At 69.4% G+C, this 18,137-nt stretch carries 11 protein-coding genes and 1 pseudogene; 3 read left to right on the top strand and 9 right to left on the bottom strand.

Annotated features, from left to right (window positions below):
• The first annotated feature begins 22 nt into the window (after positions 1 to 22).
• Complete coding sequence (def, locus tag RTA_RS10450) at positions 23 to 562, top strand: peptide deformylase (protein ID WP_041676322.1); 540 nt, start codon at positions 23 to 25, stop codon at positions 560 to 562.
• A 2-nt stretch (positions 563 to 564) separates the two neighbouring features.
• Here def and RTA_RS10445 read toward each other — a convergent pair whose 3' ends face one another.
• The 6 genes from RTA_RS10445 to map all read right to left on the bottom strand — a co-directional run bounded on the left by RTA_RS10445 (position 565) and on the right by map (position 8,259).
• Positions 565 to 1,734 (bottom strand): rhodanese-like domain-containing protein, encoded by a 1,170-nt coding sequence (locus RTA_RS10445; RefSeq protein ID WP_049871269.1) that lies wholly within the window; start codon positions 1,732 to 1,734, stop codon positions 565 to 567.
• Between the two features lie 95 nt (positions 1,735 to 1,829).
• The gene (locus RTA_RS10440; RefSeq protein WP_143762951.1) at positions 1,830 to 2,672 is read right to left on the bottom strand and encodes a phosphate/phosphite/phosphonate ABC transporter substrate-binding protein; all 843 of its coding nucleotides are present in this window, start codon (positions 2,670 to 2,672) and stop codon (positions 1,830 to 1,832) included.
• An 8-nt stretch (positions 2,673 to 2,680) separates the two neighbouring features.
• On the bottom strand, positions 2,681 to 3,784 hold the full coding sequence (locus RTA_RS10435; protein ID WP_143762950.1) for a hypothetical protein: 1,104 nt from the start codon (positions 3,782 to 3,784) through the stop codon (positions 2,681 to 2,683).
• An 18-nt stretch (positions 3,785 to 3,802) separates the two neighbouring features.
• Positions 3,803 to 4,636: a phosphate/phosphite/phosphonate ABC transporter substrate-binding protein gene (locus tag RTA_RS10430; RefSeq protein ID WP_013901361.1), complete on the bottom strand. Its 834-nt coding sequence runs from the start codon at positions 4,634 to 4,636 to the stop codon at positions 3,803 to 3,805.
• Between the two features lie 161 nt (positions 4,637 to 4,797).
• The gene (locus RTA_RS10425) at positions 4,798 to 7,446 is read right to left on the bottom strand and encodes a [protein-PII] uridylyltransferase (protein WP_013901360.1); all 2,649 of its coding nucleotides are present in this window, start codon (positions 7,444 to 7,446) and stop codon (positions 4,798 to 4,800) included.
• A 6-nt stretch (positions 7,447 to 7,452) separates the two neighbouring features.
• Positions 7,453 to 8,259 (bottom strand): type I methionyl aminopeptidase, encoded by an 807-nt coding sequence (gene map, locus RTA_RS10420; protein WP_013901359.1) that lies wholly within the window; start codon positions 8,257 to 8,259, stop codon positions 7,453 to 7,455.
• A 122-nt stretch (positions 8,260 to 8,381) separates the two neighbouring features.
• Between map and purL the strand changes: the two genes are divergently transcribed.
• Positions 8,382 to 12,392, top strand: a complete 4,011-nt coding sequence (purL, locus tag RTA_RS10415) for a phosphoribosylformylglycinamidine synthase (RefSeq protein ID WP_013901358.1) — start codon at positions 8,382 to 8,384, stop codon at positions 12,390 to 12,392.
• Positions 12,393 to 12,395: 3 nt separating this feature from the next.
• Here the strand turns inward: purL and RTA_RS10410 are convergent.
• Positions 12,396 to 14,341 (bottom strand): annotated as a pseudogene (locus tag RTA_RS10410) (peptidase U32 family protein).
• A 127-nt stretch (positions 14,342 to 14,468) separates the two neighbouring features.
• Between RTA_RS10410 and RTA_RS10405 the strand changes: the two are divergent.
• A complete protein-coding gene (locus RTA_RS10405; RefSeq protein ID WP_013901354.1) occupies positions 14,469 to 15,443 on the top strand; it encodes a Bug family tripartite tricarboxylate transporter substrate binding protein in 975 nt (324 codons plus the stop codon).
• A 56-nt stretch (positions 15,444 to 15,499) separates the two neighbouring features.
• Here RTA_RS10405 and RTA_RS10400 read toward each other — a convergent pair whose 3' ends face one another.
• Positions 15,500 to 17,113 carry a gamma-glutamyltransferase family protein gene (locus tag RTA_RS10400; protein ID WP_013901353.1) on the bottom strand — a complete coding sequence of 538 codons (1,614 nt, stop codon included), beginning with the start codon at positions 17,111 to 17,113 and terminating at the stop codon, positions 15,500 to 15,502.
• Between the two features lie 7 nt (positions 17,114 to 17,120).
• The gene (locus RTA_RS10395; protein WP_013901352.1) at positions 17,121 to 18,134 is read right to left on the bottom strand and encodes a Bug family tripartite tricarboxylate transporter substrate binding protein; all 1,014 of its coding nucleotides are present in this window, start codon (positions 18,132 to 18,134) and stop codon (positions 17,121 to 17,123) included.
• Positions 18,135 to 18,137: the final 3 nt, after the last annotated feature.

Raw genomic sequence — 18,137 nt, 5'->3', positions numbered from 1 at the left:
GTGCGCTGCGACAATGCGGCGCATGACCGTGCGAACCATCCTCAAGATGGGCGATGCGCGCCTGCTGCGCGTCGCCCAGCCCGTCACCGCATTCGGCACCGACGAGATCCGCCGCCTGGTGGCCGACATGTTCGAGACCATGGCGGCCGTCAACGGCGCGGGCCTGGCTGCGCCGCAGATCGGGGTGGACCTGCAGCTGGTGATCTTCGGCACCGATGCGCCCAATCCGCGCTACCCCGACGCGCCGCCGGTGCCGCGCACGGTGCTGCTCAACCCCGTGGTCACACCGCTGGGGGACGAGAAGGAAGAGGGCTGGGAAGGCTGCCTGTCGGTGCCCGGCCTGCGCGGCGTGGTGCCGCGCCACAGGCGCATCCGCTACCGCGGCTTCGATCCCGACGGCCGCCCCATCGACCGGGAAGCCGAGGGCTTCCACGCGCGCGTGGTGCAGCACGAGTGCGACCACCTGGTGGGCAAGCTGTACCCGATGCGGGTGCGCGACTTCAGCCGGTTCGGCTTCACCGAGGTGCTGTTCCCGGGGCTGGACGCGTCCGAGGACGATTGACTTCAGTTGCGCGCGGTCTGGAAGTTGAGTTCTTCCCATTCGGGCAGTCCGCCGCGCAGCCAGTACACGGTCTTGAAGCCGCGCGCCACGGCCGTCTTGCTGGCCTTGTACGACTTCCAGCACTCGGCGCCGTTGCAGGCGAAGATCACCGGACGGTTCTTGTCCAGGGCGTCCACGGCCGAGAAGTCGTCCAGCGAGGCATTGAAGGTCGTGTCCTTGGCGCTCTTCTCGATGTAAGACGCCAGGACCGCGCCCGGGATGCGCCGGGCGTTGAACTCCTTTTCGGACCGCACGTCCACCATCTGCGCGCCTTGCCGCATCAGCTCCGCGGCCTGCTGCGCCGTCACGCGGGTCACGCCGGGCAGCTGCAGCGGCGTGAAATGACCCAGGCCGCCGACGTACTGGTACATGGCCTTGTCCGAGGTGGCCTGCATGCGTCCGAGCCCCAGGTCCATGGGCGCATTGCCCGCGGCCCAGGCCGTCAGCTTCTGGCGCAGGTTCTCGGGCATGGACTTGTTGACCACCAAAGTGAGGCCGCCCGGCACGGGTTTGGACTCGATCAGCACCTCGGCCTTGTTCCCGTTCTGCGTCTTGATCCACTCGTCGTACTCCGCCTTGCGCGTCACGGTGGCATCGAACAGGCCCAGCTGCACGGCGACGAGGCCGGCGCCGGAGGTGCGCTCGTAGCGTACTTCCTTGGCGGCGGTCAGCGAACCGCCGGACTCGTTGAGCAGGCCCTTGGCCATGTAAGCGTAGAGCGAGTCTTGCTGGGCGAGGTGGATCTTGCGCTGCGCCAACTGCGCCACCGACCCGATGCCGGGCCGGGCCACCAACACGAAAGTCTCGGGTTTGCCGGTCACGCCCACCAGCTCGTACTTGTGCGCCAGCGCGGAGGCGGCCACGTGGGGCGGAACGATGTAGATGTCGAACTCGGCCGTGCGGGTCGAGCGCAGCACCTCCGCGAACACCGTGCTGCGTTCTACCCGCACGGGTTGCCCCAGCACCGCCTGCAGGGAGATCGCGATATCGTGGTAGCGCGCGGTGAGCAGTTCACGCGACCCCGAGGGATCGGTGGCGACCATGAGCTTGAGCTCCGCGGCTGCCGAGGTGGCGGCCACCGCGAGACTGGCCGTCGCCACCCAGCGCAGCAGCCTGTGCCCGGCCGCCCTCATTCGGGCTGCGGCGCACGGGCCGCGATCTTGCTCTCCCCGAGCGTGCACTCCCCTATGGTGTTCCATGACTGTTCCCCCAGGCGCCAGGGCCGGTCCTATTCGTTGGTGTACTCCAGCAGCGCCACGTACTCGGCCTTGTCGGGCTTGGCCCACTGCTTGACGCCGATCTCGCCCAGGATGGGTGCGGCCTGCGTGTTCATGGCCAGCAACGCCTCGGTCATGCGCGCCACCATTTCGGGCGGAGCCTTGGGCGAGGCCAGCACCGACCAGTTGACCACCGGCTGGGTCTCGCCCAGGATGCGCCCGCCTTCTTCCTTCCACTTGCGGGCGATGGTGGGGTTGACCACGCCGGCCTCGGCGACACCGGCCGCGACCTGCTGCGCCACCGACTCCTGGAAGCGTGTGTGCGACACGAAGGAACCGATGTTCATGCTGCGCAGCTCGGCCTTGGCCACCGCTGTCGTGGCCGCATACTCATCGGGCATCAGGATCTTGCGGCCTGCCAGTGCGCCCATGCTGGTGATGGTGGAGTTGGCGCCCGTGATGAAGGCTGCCTTGTAGGGGTCGGCGCGGCGGGCCACCGGCTGGTAACCCTGGTCGCGCACCAGCTTGGCCAGCTGGTTGACCGACTTGCCGAACACGAACAGCGGCTTCTGGTCGCCTCGGGCCTGCTCCAGGAAGCGGCGCACGCTGATGACGGGATCGATCACCACCTGCTTGTTGCGCACCGCGGCGGCCATGTAGTCAGCCCAGTTCTTGTAGCGCTGGGCCAGCATGGAAATGCTCAGGTCGGCGGTGAAGGCCTCGTTGATCAGGAGGCGCCAGCCGTCCGCGGACGACTGCGACTGGGCCAGCGGGGTGGCGCACAGCGCCGCAGCCGCGACGCTGCGCAGCGCCGTGCGGCGGTTCACCAGGTGGGACGGGCGGGTCATTGTCATGCTCGAGCTCATTTGGCCACCTGCTGGGGTTGGTTGGAGGAAACGTTCATGCCGGGCACGCGTCCCACCGGGGCGGGTGCCGTCGGCTTGACCGCCTGATGCCGGTGCTCCCAGGCCTTGGCCGCTTCGACCGTGGCCTTGAACTCCTCGGCGCTTTGCAGCAGCGCCTTCTTGGCCTCGTCCGGCAGCGCGTAGCTGGTGCGGTACTCGTCCATGGGCATGCGGTCTTCCTTGACCGAGCGGATCAGGCGGTCGATCTCGCCGGCGGCATGCACCGGCGTGGACAGCAGCACGAGGCGGCTCATCTTGTCCGGGTTGTTGGGCACGTGGCAGCTGGTGCACTGCGACTCGCGCATCTGCAGCGCCAGGTCGCGGTACTGCCGGTCCATGGCCTTGAGGTGCGGGTTGTCGGCGCGGTAGATGCCGTCGAACAGGCTCACGGCGGGCTGCGTCACCCCCCTGGCGTCGGTCCACAGCCAGGTGGCGTTGTCATGCTTGCCGTGGTTGACGGGCGCCACGGCGTGCAGCAACGGGTTGGGCGCCCGGTCGGTGAACTGCGCCGCCTTGACCTTCAGCGTGTCCGGGTTGATCCACAGCATCAGGCCGTTGGCGTTCTCGTACATCGCCCACTTGGCTTCCTCGTGCCAGAACGGGTAGGGGAACTGTCCCGGCGCCAGGCGGTTGCGGAAGGCCGCCTGCAGGCGCACCAGGAAGCTCTTCTCCTCGGGCACCCACTCGACGGTGTGCTTGCCGTTGAACATGAACAGCGGCGCGTACATGCTGGTCCACACCTCGGGCGAGAACTGCGTGAGGTTGGTCTGGCGCAGCGTGGCGTTGGGTACCTTGCTCTGGCGGCCCCAGATCAGGTAGGCCGGCAGCTGGGCCCGCAGGGCGCTGTCGCCATACAGGTGCTGGCGGCAGCGGTTGTAGGACTCGGTGTCCCCGGCCGGCGCCAGCGGGCAATGGGTGGCCAGTTCCTTGGCGATGGCGGCCGCCGCCTGCGTCAGCGCCGCGGGAACGGGCCGCGCGCCTGCCGGCGCCGGGCTGGTGGTGCCGTACGCCAGGCCGGCGCCGACTGCAGCGGCCATGGCCAGCAGGGTACGTGCGCTCATCTTGATCACTCCCATGGTTTACTCCTTCGTGTAGTCCAACAGCTCGAGGTACTCCTTGCGGTCGGCCCGGGCCCACTCCTTGAAGCCGAGCGATGCAAGAACGGTGGGCGCCTGCTTGTTCATGCCGATCAGGGCATCGCGCAGGGCATTGACCTCCTCGGCCGGCATGCTGGGCGAGGCCAGCAGCGACCAGTTGGCGACGGGCCGGGTCTCAGCCAGCACCCTGCCGCCTTGCTCGGCCCATTTCTTGGCGGTGCTGGGATTGACCACGCCCACGTCCGCCAGGCCGGCCTGGACCTGCTGCGCCACCGCTTCCTGGTAGCGCACGTGGATGATCCGGGGATTGGTGACGTTCTGCCGGCGCAGCTCGGCCTTGGCCACCGCCGTGGTGGCGGCGTACTCGTCAGGCATGATGATCTTCTCGCCCTTGACCTCGGCCAAGGACTTGACGTTCACGCCTTTGCCCACGATGAAGGCGGCCTTGTACTCGTCGGAGCGGCGCACCACCGGCTGGTAGCCGCTGTCGCGCACCAGCTTGGCCATCTGGTTGACCGATTTGCCGAACACCAGGTCTGGCTTGCTGCCTCCCTGCGCCAGGCTCATGAAGCGCCTGATGTCCACCACCGGCTCGATGCCGATGGCGCGGCCTTTGGGCTGCGCGCTGATGTAGTCCGCCAGCCCCTGGTAGCGGTTGGTCAGCACGAAGATGTTGGTTTCGCCGGTGACGGCTTCGTTGATCAGCAGGCGCCAGTTCGGGCCTGGCTTTCTTACTGCCCCGTTGGTTTGCTGGGCCCACGACATCGGGGCCAACAGAGCGCCCAGGCTCCAGGAGCACAGGGTTCTTCGCTTCATACTTCTTCACCTCCATGTGCACGCAGCACGTGGCGCGACTCTATGAAGCGGGCTCAGCAGCGACAAGCCTGAACGCCCGGAAGCCCCTGTCAGAACTGACAGTCACGTCCTATAACGTTGTTTTTCGACCCGCGCGAAAGCATTACGCATGCAACCAAGGACTACGCGGCCAATGCTTCCAGCAGCTCGGTCTCGATCTCGATCTGCCGCCTGTTTTGCTGCAACTCCGGCCCGTCGATGAGGAAGGTGTCCTCCACCCGCTCGCCCAGGGTGGACACCTTGGCCAGCTGCAGGTTGATGTGGTGGCGCGCCAGCACCCGCGCCACCGAGTACAGCAGGCCGGCACGGTCGCTGGCGGAGATGGACAGCAGCCAGCGCTGCGCCCGCTCGTCCGGCGCCAGGTGCACGCGCGGCGGGATGGGGAAGCTCTTGACCCGCCGCGACACCCGGCCGCGGCTGGGCGGCGGCAGGGGGCCGGCCTTCTGCAGCGTCTGCTCCAGCTCGGACTGCACCATGTTGATCAGCTCGCGGTTGTGCTCGGGCAGCAAGGCGCTGACCACCTGGAAGGTGTCCAGCGCGTAGCCGTTGCGGGCCGTGTGGATCTTGGCGTCCAGGATGCTGAAGCCGGACTGGTCGAAATACCCGCAGATGCGGGCGAACAGGTCCGCCTGGTCCGGCGTGTACACCAGCACCTGCAGCCCTTCGCCCACCGGCGACAGGCGGGCCCGCACCAGCGGCGCGGCGCTGGTGCCTGCCGCTTTTTCCAGCGGCGCGGCGCCGGCACCAGCACCGGCCTCCAGCGCCGCCAGGTGCCGGCTCACATGGCGGGTGTGCCAGACGATCTCGCCCGCGTCGTGGCGCATGAAGTAGCCCACGTCCAGCGTGTCCCACAGCCGGCGGTGTGCGTCGAACGGCAGCGCGTACAGCTGCAGCTGCACCAGCGCCTCGCGCTTGCGCGCCTCGATCTCGGCATGGGGGTCGGGCGCGCGGCCACCCAGCACGCGCAGCGTGTAGCGGTACAGGTCCTCCAGCAGCTTGCCCTTCCAGGCGTTCCATACCTTGGGACTGGTGCCGCGGATGTCGGCCACGGTGAGCAGGTACAGCGCCGTGAGGTAGCGCTCGTTGCCCACTCGACTGGCGAAGGCGGCGATGACGGCCGGATCGCTCAGGTCCTCCTTCTGCGCGACGCGGCTCATGATCAGGTGCTCGCGCACCAGGAACTCGATGAGCCGGCAGTCCTCGGCGGCTATGCCGTGCTGGCGGCAGAACAGGCGCACCTCGCGCGCGCCCAGCTCGGAATGGTCGCCGCCGCGGCCCTTGGCGATGTCGTGGAACAGCGCCGCCGCGTACAGGATCCAGGGCTTGTCCCAGCCGCCGGCCAGCTGCGAGCAGAACGGGTACTCGTGCGCGTGCTCGGGCATGAAGAAGCGGCGCACGTTGCGCAGCACCATCAGGATGTGCTGGTCCACGGTGTAGACGTGGAACAGGTCGTGCTGCATCTGGCCGACGATGCGGCGGAACACCCACAGGTAGCGGCCCAGCACCGAGGTCTGGTTCATCAGCCGCATGGCGTGGGTGATGCCCTTGGGCTGCATCAGGATGGCGCGGAAAGTGGCGTGGTTGGCCGGGTCGCGGCGGAACTTCGCATCCATCAGGTGGCGCGCGTTGTACAGCGCGCGCAGCGTGCGCGCCGACAGCCCGGACAGGCCCACCTGGGTCTGGTAGACCAGGAAGGTTTCCAGGATGGCCTCGGGGTGACGCTGGTACAGGTCGTCGCTGGCGACCTCCACCAGGCCGGCCTTGTTGGCGAAGCGCTCGTTGATGGGCGTGAGCGGGTGGGCCGTGGGCGAGAGTCGCTCCTCGATGTTGAGCAGCAGGATCTGGTTGAGCTGCGACACCGCCTTGGCGGCCCAGTAGAAGCGGCGCATCAGCGCCTCGCTGGCGCGCGAGATCACCCGGCCGCTGTCCGCCATCACGGTGCGGTAACCGAAGGACTCGGCCACCGCCGTCTGCAGGTCGAACACCAGCCGGTCCTCGCGCCGGCCGGCCAGCAGGTGCAGCCTGGCGCGGATCAGGGTGATCAGCGCCTCGTTGCGCTTGAGCTGGCGCGCCTCGAAGGGCGTGGCCAGGCCGCTCTTGGCCAGCTCGTCCCAGCTCTTGCCAAAGCCGGCCGCCCGCGCCACCCACAGGATGACCTGCAGGTCGCGCAGGCCCCCCGGCGACTCCTTGCAGTTGGGTTCCAGCGAGTACGGCGTGTTCTCGAACTTGGTGTGCCGCTGGCGCATCTCCAGCGTCTTGGCCACGAAGAACGCCCGGGCGTCCAGCGTGGCCGAGAAGCGGTTGCGGAACTGCGCGAACAGGCGGGGGTGGCCGGCGACCAGGCGCGACTCCAGCAGCGAGGTCTGCACGGTGACGTCGTTCTGCGCCTGGGCCACGCATTCGGCCACCGTGCGCACGCTGGAGCCGATCTCCAGGCCCACGTCCCAGCACTGGCCGATGAAGGCCTCCACCTTCTGCTTCAGCGCGGCATCGTCGTCGCAGGCGGTGCCGTCCGGCATGAGCACCAGCACGTCCACGTCGGAATGCGGGAACAGCTCGCCCCGGCCGTAGCCGCCCACGGCCACCAGGGCGAAATCCTCAGGAAACTGCGCCTGCTGCCACAGCTGGCGCAGGGTGGCGTCGGCCTCGCGCGCCAGCCCTTGCAGCAGGCCCCGGATGCCGCGCAGCGAGCGACCGCGGGCCTGCAGCGCCGCCAGCACCGCGCCCTTGCGGGCCCGGTAGTCCTCGCGCAGCGCGGCCAGCTCCGCCATGAATGGTTACTGGGCGTTGACGAACGGCGGCGGCGGCGGGCTGCCGGCCGACAGGGTCAGCACCTCGTAGCCGGTCTCGGTGACCAGCACCGTGTGCTCCCACTGGGCCGACAGGGAATGGTCCTTGGTGACGATGGTCCAGCCGTCGTTGCCGAACTCCTTCACCTCCTTGCGGCCCGCGTTGATCATGGGCTCGATGGTGAAGGTCATGCCGGGCTTGAGTTCCTCCAGCGTGCCGGGCTTGCCGTAGTGCAGCACCTGCGGCTCCTCGTGGAAGTTGCGGCCGATGCCGTGGCCACAGAACTCGCGCACCACCGAGAAGCCGTTCTTCTCGGCGAACTGCTGGATGGCGAAGCCGATGTCGCCCAGCCGCACGCCGGGCTTGACCCTCACGATGCCGTGCCACATGGCTTCGTAGGTCAGCGACACCAGCCGCTTGGCCACGATGGACGCCTCGCCGACGATGAACATGCGGCTGGTGTCGCCGTACCAGCCATCCTTGATGACGGTGACGTCGATGTTGACGATGTCGCCCTTCTTCAGCGGCTTGTCGTTGGGGATGCCGTGGCACACCACGTGGTTGACCGAGGTGCACAGCGAGGCCGGGTAGGGCGGGTAGCCGGCCGGCTGGTAGCCCAGGGTGGCCGAGGTCGTGTCCTGCTTCTTCATGTGCTCGGCCGCCAGCCGGTCGATCTCGCGGGTGGTGATGCCCGGCTTGATGAACGGCGTGAGGTAGTCCAGCACCTCCGAAGCCAGCCGGCCCGCGGTGCGCATGCCCTGGATGCCCTCGGCGTCCTTGTAGGTGATGGTCATGACGCGGGATTATCCCAGAGTGAAAAATACCGTGCCGGTACAATGACGGGCTCTGCGGCGCTCCCCAGTCAGCGGTGCGCCGCCCCGGTTTCCGGCCCCGGCTCCACCCACAGGCAACACCCGTGACCCTGCACATCACCGACTTCGAGGGCGGCAGCGCCCTCAGCGAGTTCCGCGTCCAGCAACTGCTTCCCCGCCTCCAGGCCGTGCACGACCGGCTCCAGTCGGTCTCGGCGCGCTTCGTCCACCTGGCTGCCTGGGAATCCGCGCCGTCCGAGGCCGACCGGCAGCGGCTGGCGGCCCTGCTGACGTACGGGGAGCCGCACACCGGGGAGGCGGCCGGCGAGCTGATCGTGGTCACGCCGCGCCTGGGCACCGTGTCGCCCTGGGCGTCCAAGGCCACCGACATCGCCCACAACTGCGGCCTTCGGCTCAAGCGCGTGGAGCGCATCGTCGAGTACCGCCTCGGCCTCAAGGGCTCGCTGCTCGGCGGCAAGGCCGCGCTGGACCCGGCGCAGCGGGCCGCCATCGCCGCGCTGCTGCACGACCGCATGACCGAGAGCGTCCTGCCGGACCGCGGTGCCGCGCACCGGCTCTTCGATGAGCTCGAGCCGGCGGCCATGGAGCAGGTGGACCTGCTGGGCGGCGAGCGGGCCGCGCTGGAGGCGGCCAACAGCCGCTTCGGGCTGGCGCTGGCCGACGACGAGATCGAGTACCTGGTGGAGGCCTTCCGCGGGCTGGGGCGCAACCCCAGCGATGTCGAGCTGATGATGTTCGCCCAGGCCAACAGCGAGCACTGCCGCCACAAGATCTTCAACGCCCGCTTCACCATCGACGGCGTGCCGCAGGAGCACAGCCTGTTCGGCATGATCCGCCACACCCACCGCGCCGCGCCACAGCACACGGTGGTGGCGTACTCCGACAACGCGGCCGTCATGGAAGGCTCGCAGGCCGAGCTGTTCCTGCCCCAGTCCGCGTCCGCTCCTGGTGCGGTGATACCGGGCAGCTACCGGAAGCGCAGCCGCCTGCAGCACGTGCTGATGAAGGTGGAGACGCACAACCACCCGACCGCCATCTCGCCCTTCGCGGGCGCGGCCACCGGCGCCGGCGGAGAGATCCGCGACGAGGGCGCCACCGGCCGCGGCGCGAAGCCCAAGGCCGGCCTGACCGGCTTCTCGGTATCGCGCCTGTGGGACGGCCCCAACGGCAAGCCCGAGCACATCGCCAGCCCGCTGCAGATCATGACCGAGGGGCCGCTGGGCGGCGCCGCCTTCAACAACGAGTTCGGCCGGCCCAACCTGGGCGGCTACTTCCGCGAGTACGAGCAGACCGTGGCCGGCGTGGTGCGCGGCTACCACAAGCCCATCATGATCGCCGGCGGCGTCGGCAGCATCGACGCCGGGCTGACGCACAAGATCGAGTTCCCGGCCGGCACCCTGCTGGTGCAGCTGGGCGGGCCGGGCATGCGCATCGGCATGGGCGGCGGCGCGGCCAGTTCCATGGCCACCGGCGCCAACGCGGCCGAGCTGGACTTCGACTCGGTGCAGCGCGGCAACCCCGAGATCGAGCGGCGCGCCCAGGAGGTGATCAACCATTGCTGGTCGCTGGGCGAGGACAACCCCATCCTGGCCATCCACGACGTGGGCGCCGGCGGCCTGTCCAACGCTTTTCCCGAGCTGACCAACGACGCCGGCCGCGGCGCCCGCTTCGACCTGCGCAGGATCCCGCTGGAGGAGTCCGGCCTGGCGCCCAAGGAGATCTGGTGCAACGAGAGCCAGGAGCGCTACGTGATGGCGATCGCGCCCGAGTCGCTGCCGCAGTTCCAGGCTTTCTGCGAGCGCGAGCGCTGCCCGTTCGCGGTGGTCGGCCTGGCGACCGAGGAGCGCCAGCTGGTGGTGGCCGATGACGGGGCCCGCGCGCCCGTGGACATGCCCATGGACGTGCTCCTCGGCAAGCCACCCAAGATGCACCGCGACGTGAAGAGCGTGCGGCGCGAGGTGCCGCCCGTCGATCTGGCGGGCGTGGTCCTGCAGGACGCGGTCATCCAGGTCCTGTCGCATCCCACGGTGGCTTCCAAGCGTTTCCTGATCACCATCGGCGACCGCACGGTGGGTGGCCTGTCGCACCGGGATCAGATGGTGGGCCCCTGGCAGGTGCCGGTGGCGGACTGCGCGGTGACACTGGCGGACTTCCAGGGCTTCGCCGGCGAGGCCATGAGCATGGGCGAGCGCACGCCGCTGGCCGCCATCGACGCGCCGGCGTCCGGCCGCATGGCAGTGGCCGAGGCCATCACCAACCTGCTGGCCGCCCCCATCGAGCTGCCGCGGGTCAAGCTGTCGGCCAACTGGATGGCCGCCTGCGGCGAGCCGGGCGAGGACGCCGCGCTGTACGAGACGGTGAAGGCCGTAGGCCTGGAGCTGTGCCCGGCGCTGGGCATCTCCATCCCCGTGGGCAAGGACAGCCTGTCCATGCGCACCGTATGGCAAGGCCCCTCCGGCAGCGGGCAGGAGGGCGGGGCGCCGAAGAAGGTGGTGTCGCCGGTCAGCCTGGTGGTCAGCGCCTTCGCCACCCTGGCCGACGTGCGCGGCACCCTGACGCCGCAGCTCGAGTCTGCCGCCGACACCACCCTGGTGCTCGTCGACCTGGGCAAGGGCCGGAACCGCATGGGCGGCAGCATCCTGGCGCAGGTGCTCGGCCAGCCCGGCGGCATGGTGCCCGACCTGGACGATCCGCGGGACCTGGTGAACCTGGTCGGCGCCGTGAACGCACTGCGCGCCCAGGGCCGCCTGCTGGCCTACCACGACCGCAGCGACGGCGGCCTGTTCGCGGCGGCCTGCGAGATGGCCTTCGCCGGCCAGGTGGGCGTGTCGCTCAACGTGGACCTGCTGGTGACCGAGGGCGACGGCATCAGCGACAGCCGCGCCGAGTACGGCGATGCCAAGAACTGGGCCACGCAGGTCGGCGCGCGCCGCGACGAGCTGACGCTCAAGGCCTTGTTCAACGAGGAGCTGGGCGTGCTGCTGCAGGTGCGCACCGACCAGCGCAACGAGGTGATGCAGGTGCTGCGCGCGCACGGCCTGTCGAGGTTCAGCCACTTCGTGGGCAAGACCCGGCCGCAATCTTCGGAGATCGACATCGGCAAGGGCCAGGTGCAGGTCTGGCGCGACACCAAGGCCGTGTTCAGCGCCCAGCTGGCCGACCTGCACCAGGTCTGGGACAGCGTGAGCTGGAAGATCTGCCGGCAGCGCGACAACCCGGCCGGGGCCGATGCCGAGCATGCGGCTGCGGGCGATCCGAATGATCCCGGGCTGCAGTTCGCCCCCAGCTTCGACCCGCAGGAGGACGTCGCCGCGCCGTTCCTGAACCTGGCGCGACCCAAGGTCGCGATCCTGCGCGAGCAGGGCGTCAACTCGCATGTCGAGATGGCCTACTGCTTCGACCTGGCGGGCTTCGACCCGGTGGACGTGCACATGAGCGACCTGCAGGCCGGCCGCGCCCGGCTGCCCGACTTCAAGGGCTTCGTCGCCTGCGGCGGCTTCAGCTACGGCGACACGCTGGGCGCCGGCATCGGCTGGGCCCGCAGCATCACCTTCAACCCCCGGCTGTCGGAGCAGTTCCAGGCTTTCTTCGCCCGCACGGACAGCTTCGCCCTGGGCGTGTGCAACGGCTGCCAGATGCTGGCCGAGCTGGCCGACATCATCCCCGGTGCCCAGGGCTGGCCCCGGTTCACCACCAACCGCAGCGAGCGCTACGAGGCGCGCCTGTCGCAGGTGGAGGTGCTGGAGTCCCCCAGCCTGTTCTTCGACGGCATGACCGGCAGCCGCCTGCCCATCGTGGTGGCGCACGGCGAGGGCTATGCCAACTTCGCGCGCCGCGGCGACCCGGGCCGGGTCATCGCCGCCATGCGCTTCACCGACCACCACGGCCGGCCCACCGAGGCCTATCCGCTCAATCCCAACGGCAGTCCGGGCGGCCTGACGGCCGTGACCACCGCCGACGGGCGCTTCACGGCCATGATGCCGCACGCCGAGCGCGTGTTCCGCAACATCCAGATGAGCTGGTCCGGCGGCGACGTCAACGGCGCCAGCCCCTGGCTGCGCATCTGGCGCAACGCGAGGAAGTGGGTGGGCTGAGCCTCAGGCCGGGCGCGCTGGCCGGGTCCGGTAGAACACCAGCGGCGCCTCGGCCATCTCGCGGGCGCGCTGGTTCTTCACCGAGCTTTTCATCCTGCCGACCACGTGCATCTCGCACGGCTTGCAGTCGAAGCGCAGGGTGAGCTTCTCCTTGCCGTTGACCAGCTGCAGCGGCTCCGCCTTGACCGTGCCCTTGACGCCGATCACGCCCTTGGCCTGCTTGGGGCACAGGCTCATGGATCAGCGCACGCAGTGCTTGGTGATCATGAGGCTGACCTCGCCTTCCTCCTCGTGGCTCTCATAGGCGGCGTCGACCACCTGCACCCCATGCTTGCGGTAGAAGTCGTGCGCCTTCTGGTTGAAGACGTTGGCCAGGTAGCTGAGCGTGTCCTCGGGGTAGGGCACGGGCGGCTCCACGGCCGCCGCACGCACCGGGCGCTGGTAGGCCTTGGCCCGAGTCGCCTCCAGCGCCGCGACGGCATCGCGGCGCAGCGCGTTCAGCAGCGAGGCCGGCACGAACCAGGGCCGGGACAGCCGCAGCCGGATGTCCAGCGGTTCGAAGATCGTGCTGCCGAAGCGCCCCAGCTGCTCGCGCAGGCTTGCTTCGTTGCGTGCGGCCTCGCGGACCGGCTCCTTGACGTGCGGCAGCGCGGCCGAGCCGACGTGGCCGTCCTCGTCGGTGAGGGCGAGGCTGAAGCCGTCCGCGGTCTCCGCGAACTCGGCCCACACACGGATGCGCCGATCGCTCGACTTCTTCTCCAGCACCCGCACCCAGCTCATGTCGCGGTTGCGGTTGACCTGCGTGCCCTTGCGCAGGTCGCGAAAATCGGCGACCGGGTCCTTGGGGAACACCCGCCACCGGCCCGGCTTGCCGGCCGGCTCGGCCCGGTTGATGGCCATGCCTACCAGCTCCTTTTGCAGGTCGTAGTAGCACAGGCCGTCGCCGTTGTGCAGCAGGGTCCGGGTGTCGGCGCATTCCAGCTCGACCCAGTTCGGCCCCACCCGCGTCACCCAGCCTATGGCCTGGCCGGGGTTCTTGGGCGAGTCGAACGCGCCGATGTCGTCCTGCCGGCCGTTGACGAAGTAGTCGGTGAACTCGCGGTTGAAGTTCTGGTCGGGGTCGGGCGTGAAGGTGAACGTGGCGCGGCCGCTGGATGCGCGCGCCAGCGGACGGCCGCTGCCTTCGCGCGCCTCGACCAGTTCGTCCAGCAGCTTGCGGTAGTGGGCGGTGATGTTCTTCACGTAGCCCATGTCCTTGTAGCGGCCCTCGATCTTGAAGCTGCGCACGCCGGCGTCCACCAGCGCCGCCAGGTTGGCGCTCTGGTTGTTGTCCTTCATCGAGAGCACGTGCTTGTCGTGCGCGATGAAGCGGCCCTGGGCGTCGGTGACGTGGTAGGGCAGGCGGCAGGCCTGGCTGCAGTCGCCCCGGTTGGCGCTGCGGCCGGTGTGGGCATGGCTGATGTAGCACTGGCCGCTGTAGGCCACGCACAGCGCGCCATGGACGAAGAACTCCAGCTTGCAGCGCTCGGCGTCCAGCGCGCCGTGGATGTCGCGGATCTGCTCCAGCGTGAGTTCGCGCGCCAGCACGATCTGCGAGAAGCCCACGTCCTGCAGGAAGCGGGCCTTCTCGGGCGTGCGGATGTCGGTCTGCGTGCTGGCGTGCAGCTGGATGGGCGGCAGGTCCAGCTCCAGCAGGCCCATGTCCTGCACGATCAGCACGTCGGCGCCGGCGTTCCAGACGTCCCGGGCCATGCGCAGTGCCGGCTCCAGCTCGTCGTCCCTCAGGATGGTGTTGAGGGTGATGAAGATGCGGCTGCCGAAGCGGTGCGCGTGCCGAAACCCGGGCCGCCGATGTACACGGCATCGGCACCGTGGTTGATGGCTTCGATGCCGATGTCGGCGTCGCGCGCCGGCGCGAGCAGCTCGAGCTGGTGGTAGAGCAGTGACATGGGAAGTGGCGAGCCCGGCGGGCGTCTGCGGCCGGGCAGGTGGCGGGAGCCGGGGATTTTACGGCGATGGCATGACGCCTGCTCGCTATGCGATCATCGTCGCCCACCGTCCAGCAGTAACTGCCTCATGAATCGAAGACAACTCTCCAGCCTGTTCATCGCCCTCGGTCTGACCCTGGGCGCAGGCAGCGCCGCCGCGCAAGCCTATCCCGGCAAACCGGTTCGCCTGGTCGTGCCGTTCCCGGCGGGCGGTGCCACCGACGTGCTGGCCCGCGCCATCACGCTCCACGCGGCCGAAAAGCTGGGCCAGCCCATCGTGATCGACAACAAGCCGGGCGCCGGCGGCACGATAGGCTCGGACCTGGTGGCCAAGGCCGACCCGGACGGCTACACCCTGCTGATGGCCACCGGCAGCACCCACTCCATCGGCCCGCTGATCAATCCCAAGACGCCCTACAGCGTCGAGCGCGATTTCGTGCCCATCGTCGACGTGGCCAGCACCACCAGCGTGATGGTGGCGTCCAAGACGCTGCCGGTGAACAACCTGCAGGAGTTCATCAAGCTGGCGAAATCGCAGCCCGGCAAGCTCAACTTCGGCTCCAGCGGCAACGGCACCAACAGCCATCTCAGCGGCGAGCTGTTCAAGGCGGAAGCGGGCGTGTTCATGACGCACATCCCGTACCGCGGCACCGGCCTGGTGTTCAACGACATGGTGTCCGGCCAGGTCCACATGCTGATGGACAACGTGGTCACGGCCATGCCGCACATCAAGGAGGGCAAGCTGCGCGTGATCGGCGTGACCAGCCTGAAGCGGCTGCCCTTCCTGCCCGACGTGCCGACGCTGCACGAGCAGGGACTGAAGAACTTCGAGGTGAGCAACTGGTTCGGCCTCTACGGCCCGCGCGGCACGCCGCCGGAGGTGGTGCAGAAGATCAACACGGCCTTCAACGCGGCTTTGAAGGAGCCGGAGCTGCAGAAGCGGCTGGCCATCCTGGGCGCGGTGCCCACCGGCGGGACGCCTCAGCAGATGGGAGCCACCGTGGCCGCGGAAACGGCCAAGTGGCGCAAGCTGATCACGGAGCGCAAGCTCGTGGTGGAGTGATCTTTCCGCAACCGCCGGGGTCGGGCTCGTGTCCTCCCCGGCGCGCAGGACAGCTCCTAGAACCCCACCGGGTAGCCGTCCTTGCGGTGGTCGGAGGCGGCCACGTAGCCGTGCTGGGTCTTCAGCGCGAACTGGGCCGAGCCGAACTCGGTGTCGAAGCGCTGCGCCACGCGCACGTCGTGGCCGCGTGACTTCAGGCCCTCGATCGCCTCGGGCGGGAAGTTCCACTCCACCGCCACCGTCACGTTGTCGTCGTGGATGCGCCAGCGCGGTGCGTCGCTGGCTGCCTGGGGGTTCTGGCCGTGGTCGGCGATGCGCACCGCCACCTGCACGTGTCCCTGGGCCTGCATGGAGCCGCCCATCACGCCGAAGCTCATGAGTGGACGGCCCTCCTGCATCAGGAAGCCGGGGATGATGGTGTGGAAGGGGCGCTTGCGCGGCGCCACCTGGTTGGGATGGCCCGGCTTCAGGTTAAAGCCCCAGCCGCGGTTGTGCAGGGCGATGCCGGTGTTCGGAACCACCACGCCCGAGCCGAAGCCCTTGAAGTTGGACTGGATGAGGGACACCATCATCCCGCTCTGGTCCGCCGCCGTCAGGTACACGGTGCCGCCGCTGGCCGGCGCGCCCGGGCGCGCCGGCGCGGCGCGGTCGGCGTCGATCAGCCTGGCGCGACTGGCCAGGTAGCCGGGAGCCAGCAGGTGTTCGGCCGTCACCGCGCGCATCGCGTCCGGGTCCGCCACGTACTCGTGCAGGTCCGCGAACGCGAGCTTCATGGCTTCGATCTGCAGGTGGTGGGACAGCGCGGTGTCGCGACCGGCCGACCGCAGGTCCAGGTGCTGCAGCATGCCCAGCGCCATCAGCGCGGCGATGCCCTGGCCGCTGGGGCCGATCTCGTGCAGTTCCACGCCCCGGTAGCGCACCGACAGCGGCTGGACCCAGTCGGCCTGGTGCGCGGCGAGGTCCTCCTCACTGATGAGGCCGCCGGTCGCGCGCGCGTGGTCGGCGATCGCCCGGGCCAGGCTGCCGCGGTAGAAGTCCTCGCCCTTGCTTTTCGCGATGCGCTCCAGCGTGTCGGCCTGGCCGGGGCAGATGAACAGGTCGCCGATCTGCGGCGCCTCGCCGCGCGGCGCGAACGCCTCGCGGAAGCCGGGCTGCGGCAGCAGCTCCGGCACCTGCGCCTGCCATTGCCGGCGAACGGTGGGCGAGACCAGGTAACCCTCGCGTGCGTGGCGCAGGGCCGGCTCGAACAGTTCGGCGAAGGGGAGGGTGCCGAAGCGGTCCGACAGCATGCGCCAGGCCGACACGGCGCCGGGAACGGTCACCGAATCCCAGCCGCGCAAGGGCATGGCGTCGTAGCGGGCGAAATGCTCCGGCGTCCAGCGGCGCGGCGCCCGGCCGGAGGCGTTCAGGCCGTGCAGGCGCGTGCCGTCCCAGAGGATGCAGAAGGCATCGCCGCCGATGCCGTTCATGCAAGGCTCCACCACGGTCAGCGTGATGGCGGTCGCGAGCGCCGCATCCACGGCGTTGCCGCCGCGGGCCAGGATCAGCGCGCCGGCGGCGGACGCCAGCGGCTGCGAGGTGCTGACGACGTTGCGCGCCAGCAGCGGCATGCGCTGCGAGGTGTACGGGAAGTCCCAGGACGGGGCGAAGGAGGCGGAGGATTCAGACATGGTCCGATTATTCCAGCCGCACCTTGGCCTGCTCCACGGCCCGTCCCCAGGTGCGGAACTCGTCGCCGATCAGCTTGCCGAACTCATCGGCCGGCGTGTAGCGCAACTCCACGCCCTGCTCCTGCATGCGCTGGCGCAGCTCGGGCGACTCCATCGCAAAGCGCACCGCCTTGGCCAGCGCCGCCAGCGCGGCGGGCGGCGTGCCCTTGGGCGCGACCACGCCGAACACGTTGTCGGCCGCGAAGCCCTTGACCCCGCTCTCGGCCACGGTGGGCACGTCCGGCAGCATGGCGATGCGCTTGCTGGAGGCGACCGCCAGTACACGCAGCTTGCCGGACTTCACGTGCGGCATGGAGGCGGGGATGCTGTCGAACATCAGGCTGGCGCTGCCGGCCATCAGGTCGGGCAGGGCCTGCGAACTGCCCTTGTAGGGGATGTGCACGATGTCCAGCCCGGCGGACGCCTTGAAGACCTCGGACTCCAGGTGCGACAGCGTGCCGGCGCCCTGCGAGGCGAAGTTGTGCCTGCCCGGCTCCTTCTTGAGCAGGCCGATCAGCTGGCCGACCGATTGCGCCGGCAGCGAGGCCGGCACCACCAGCATGTGCGGGATGATGGCCACGCCCGCGACGGGCACGAAGTCCTTGACCAGGTGCGCCTGCTGCGGCGGGTAGGCGGCCGCGGCGATGGCGGCGTTCGTCACCGCCGCCATGTACACCGTGTGGCCGTCCGGCGCGGCCTTGGCGGCGTGCAGCAGGCCGATGTTCCCGCCGGCGCCGGGGCGGTTCTCCACCACCACCGACTGGCCCAGCGCCTCGGACATCTTCTGGCCGACGGCGCGCGCCAGGATGTCGGTGGCGCCGGCGGCCGGGAACGAGAGCACCATCTGCACCGGTTTTTGCGGCCAGTCGGCGGTTTGGGCTTGAGCCGGCAGGCCGGCCAGGGCCAGCAGCAGCGCGGCGCCGCCGCCGCGCAGGGCGGCCCGGCGTCCGGCCGGGGAGGTAGAGAAATCGAAAGAGAGCATGGC

Origin of the sequence: Ramlibacter tataouinensis TTB310 (assembly GCF_000215705.1) — a bacterium.
GTDB lineage: Bacteria > Pseudomonadota > Gammaproteobacteria > Burkholderiales > Burkholderiaceae_C > Ramlibacter > Ramlibacter tataouinensis.
The sequence above is the reverse complement of the archived record's forward strand: the minus strand, read 5'-3'. Positions and strand labels throughout refer to the sequence as shown.

Bases quoted from the DNA above. Each gene is read 5' to 3' on its own strand.
- RTA_RS10405 (WP_013901354.1), top strand. From the start codon at position 14,469: ATGAATCGAAGACAACTCTCCAGCCTGTTCATCGCCCTCGGTCTGACC.
- RTA_RS10445 (WP_049871269.1), bottom strand. From the start codon at position 1,734: ATGAGGGCGGCCGGGCACAGGCTGCTGCGCTGGGTGGCGACGGCCAGT.
- RTA_RS10400 (WP_013901353.1), bottom strand. From the start codon at position 17,113: ATGTCTGAATCCTCCGCCTCCTTCGCCCCGTCCTGGGACTTCCCGTAC.
- RTA_RS10435 (WP_143762950.1), bottom strand. From the start codon at position 3,784: ATGAGCGCACGTACCCTGCTGGCCATGGCCGCTGCAGTCGGCGCCGGC.
- RTA_RS10395 (WP_013901352.1), bottom strand. From the start codon at position 18,134: ATGCTCTCTTTCGATTTCTCTACCTCCCCGGCCGGACGCCGGGCCGCC.
- RTA_RS10430 (WP_013901361.1), bottom strand. From the start codon at position 4,636: ATGAAGCGAAGAACCCTGTGCTCCTGGAGCCTGGGCGCTCTGTTGGCC.
- map (WP_013901359.1), bottom strand. From the start codon at position 8,259: ATGACCATCACCTACAAGGACGCCGAGGGCATCCAGGGCATGCGCACC.
- def (WP_041676322.1), top strand. From the start codon at position 23: ATGACCGTGCGAACCATCCTCAAGATGGGCGATGCGCGCCTGCTGCGC.
- RTA_RS10440 (WP_143762951.1), bottom strand. From the start codon at position 2,672: ATGACAATGACCCGCCCGTCCCACCTGGTGAACCGCCGCACGGCGCTG.
- RTA_RS10425 (WP_013901360.1), bottom strand. From the start codon at position 7,446: ATGGCGGAGCTGGCCGCGCTGCGCGAGGACTACCGGGCCCGCAAGGGC.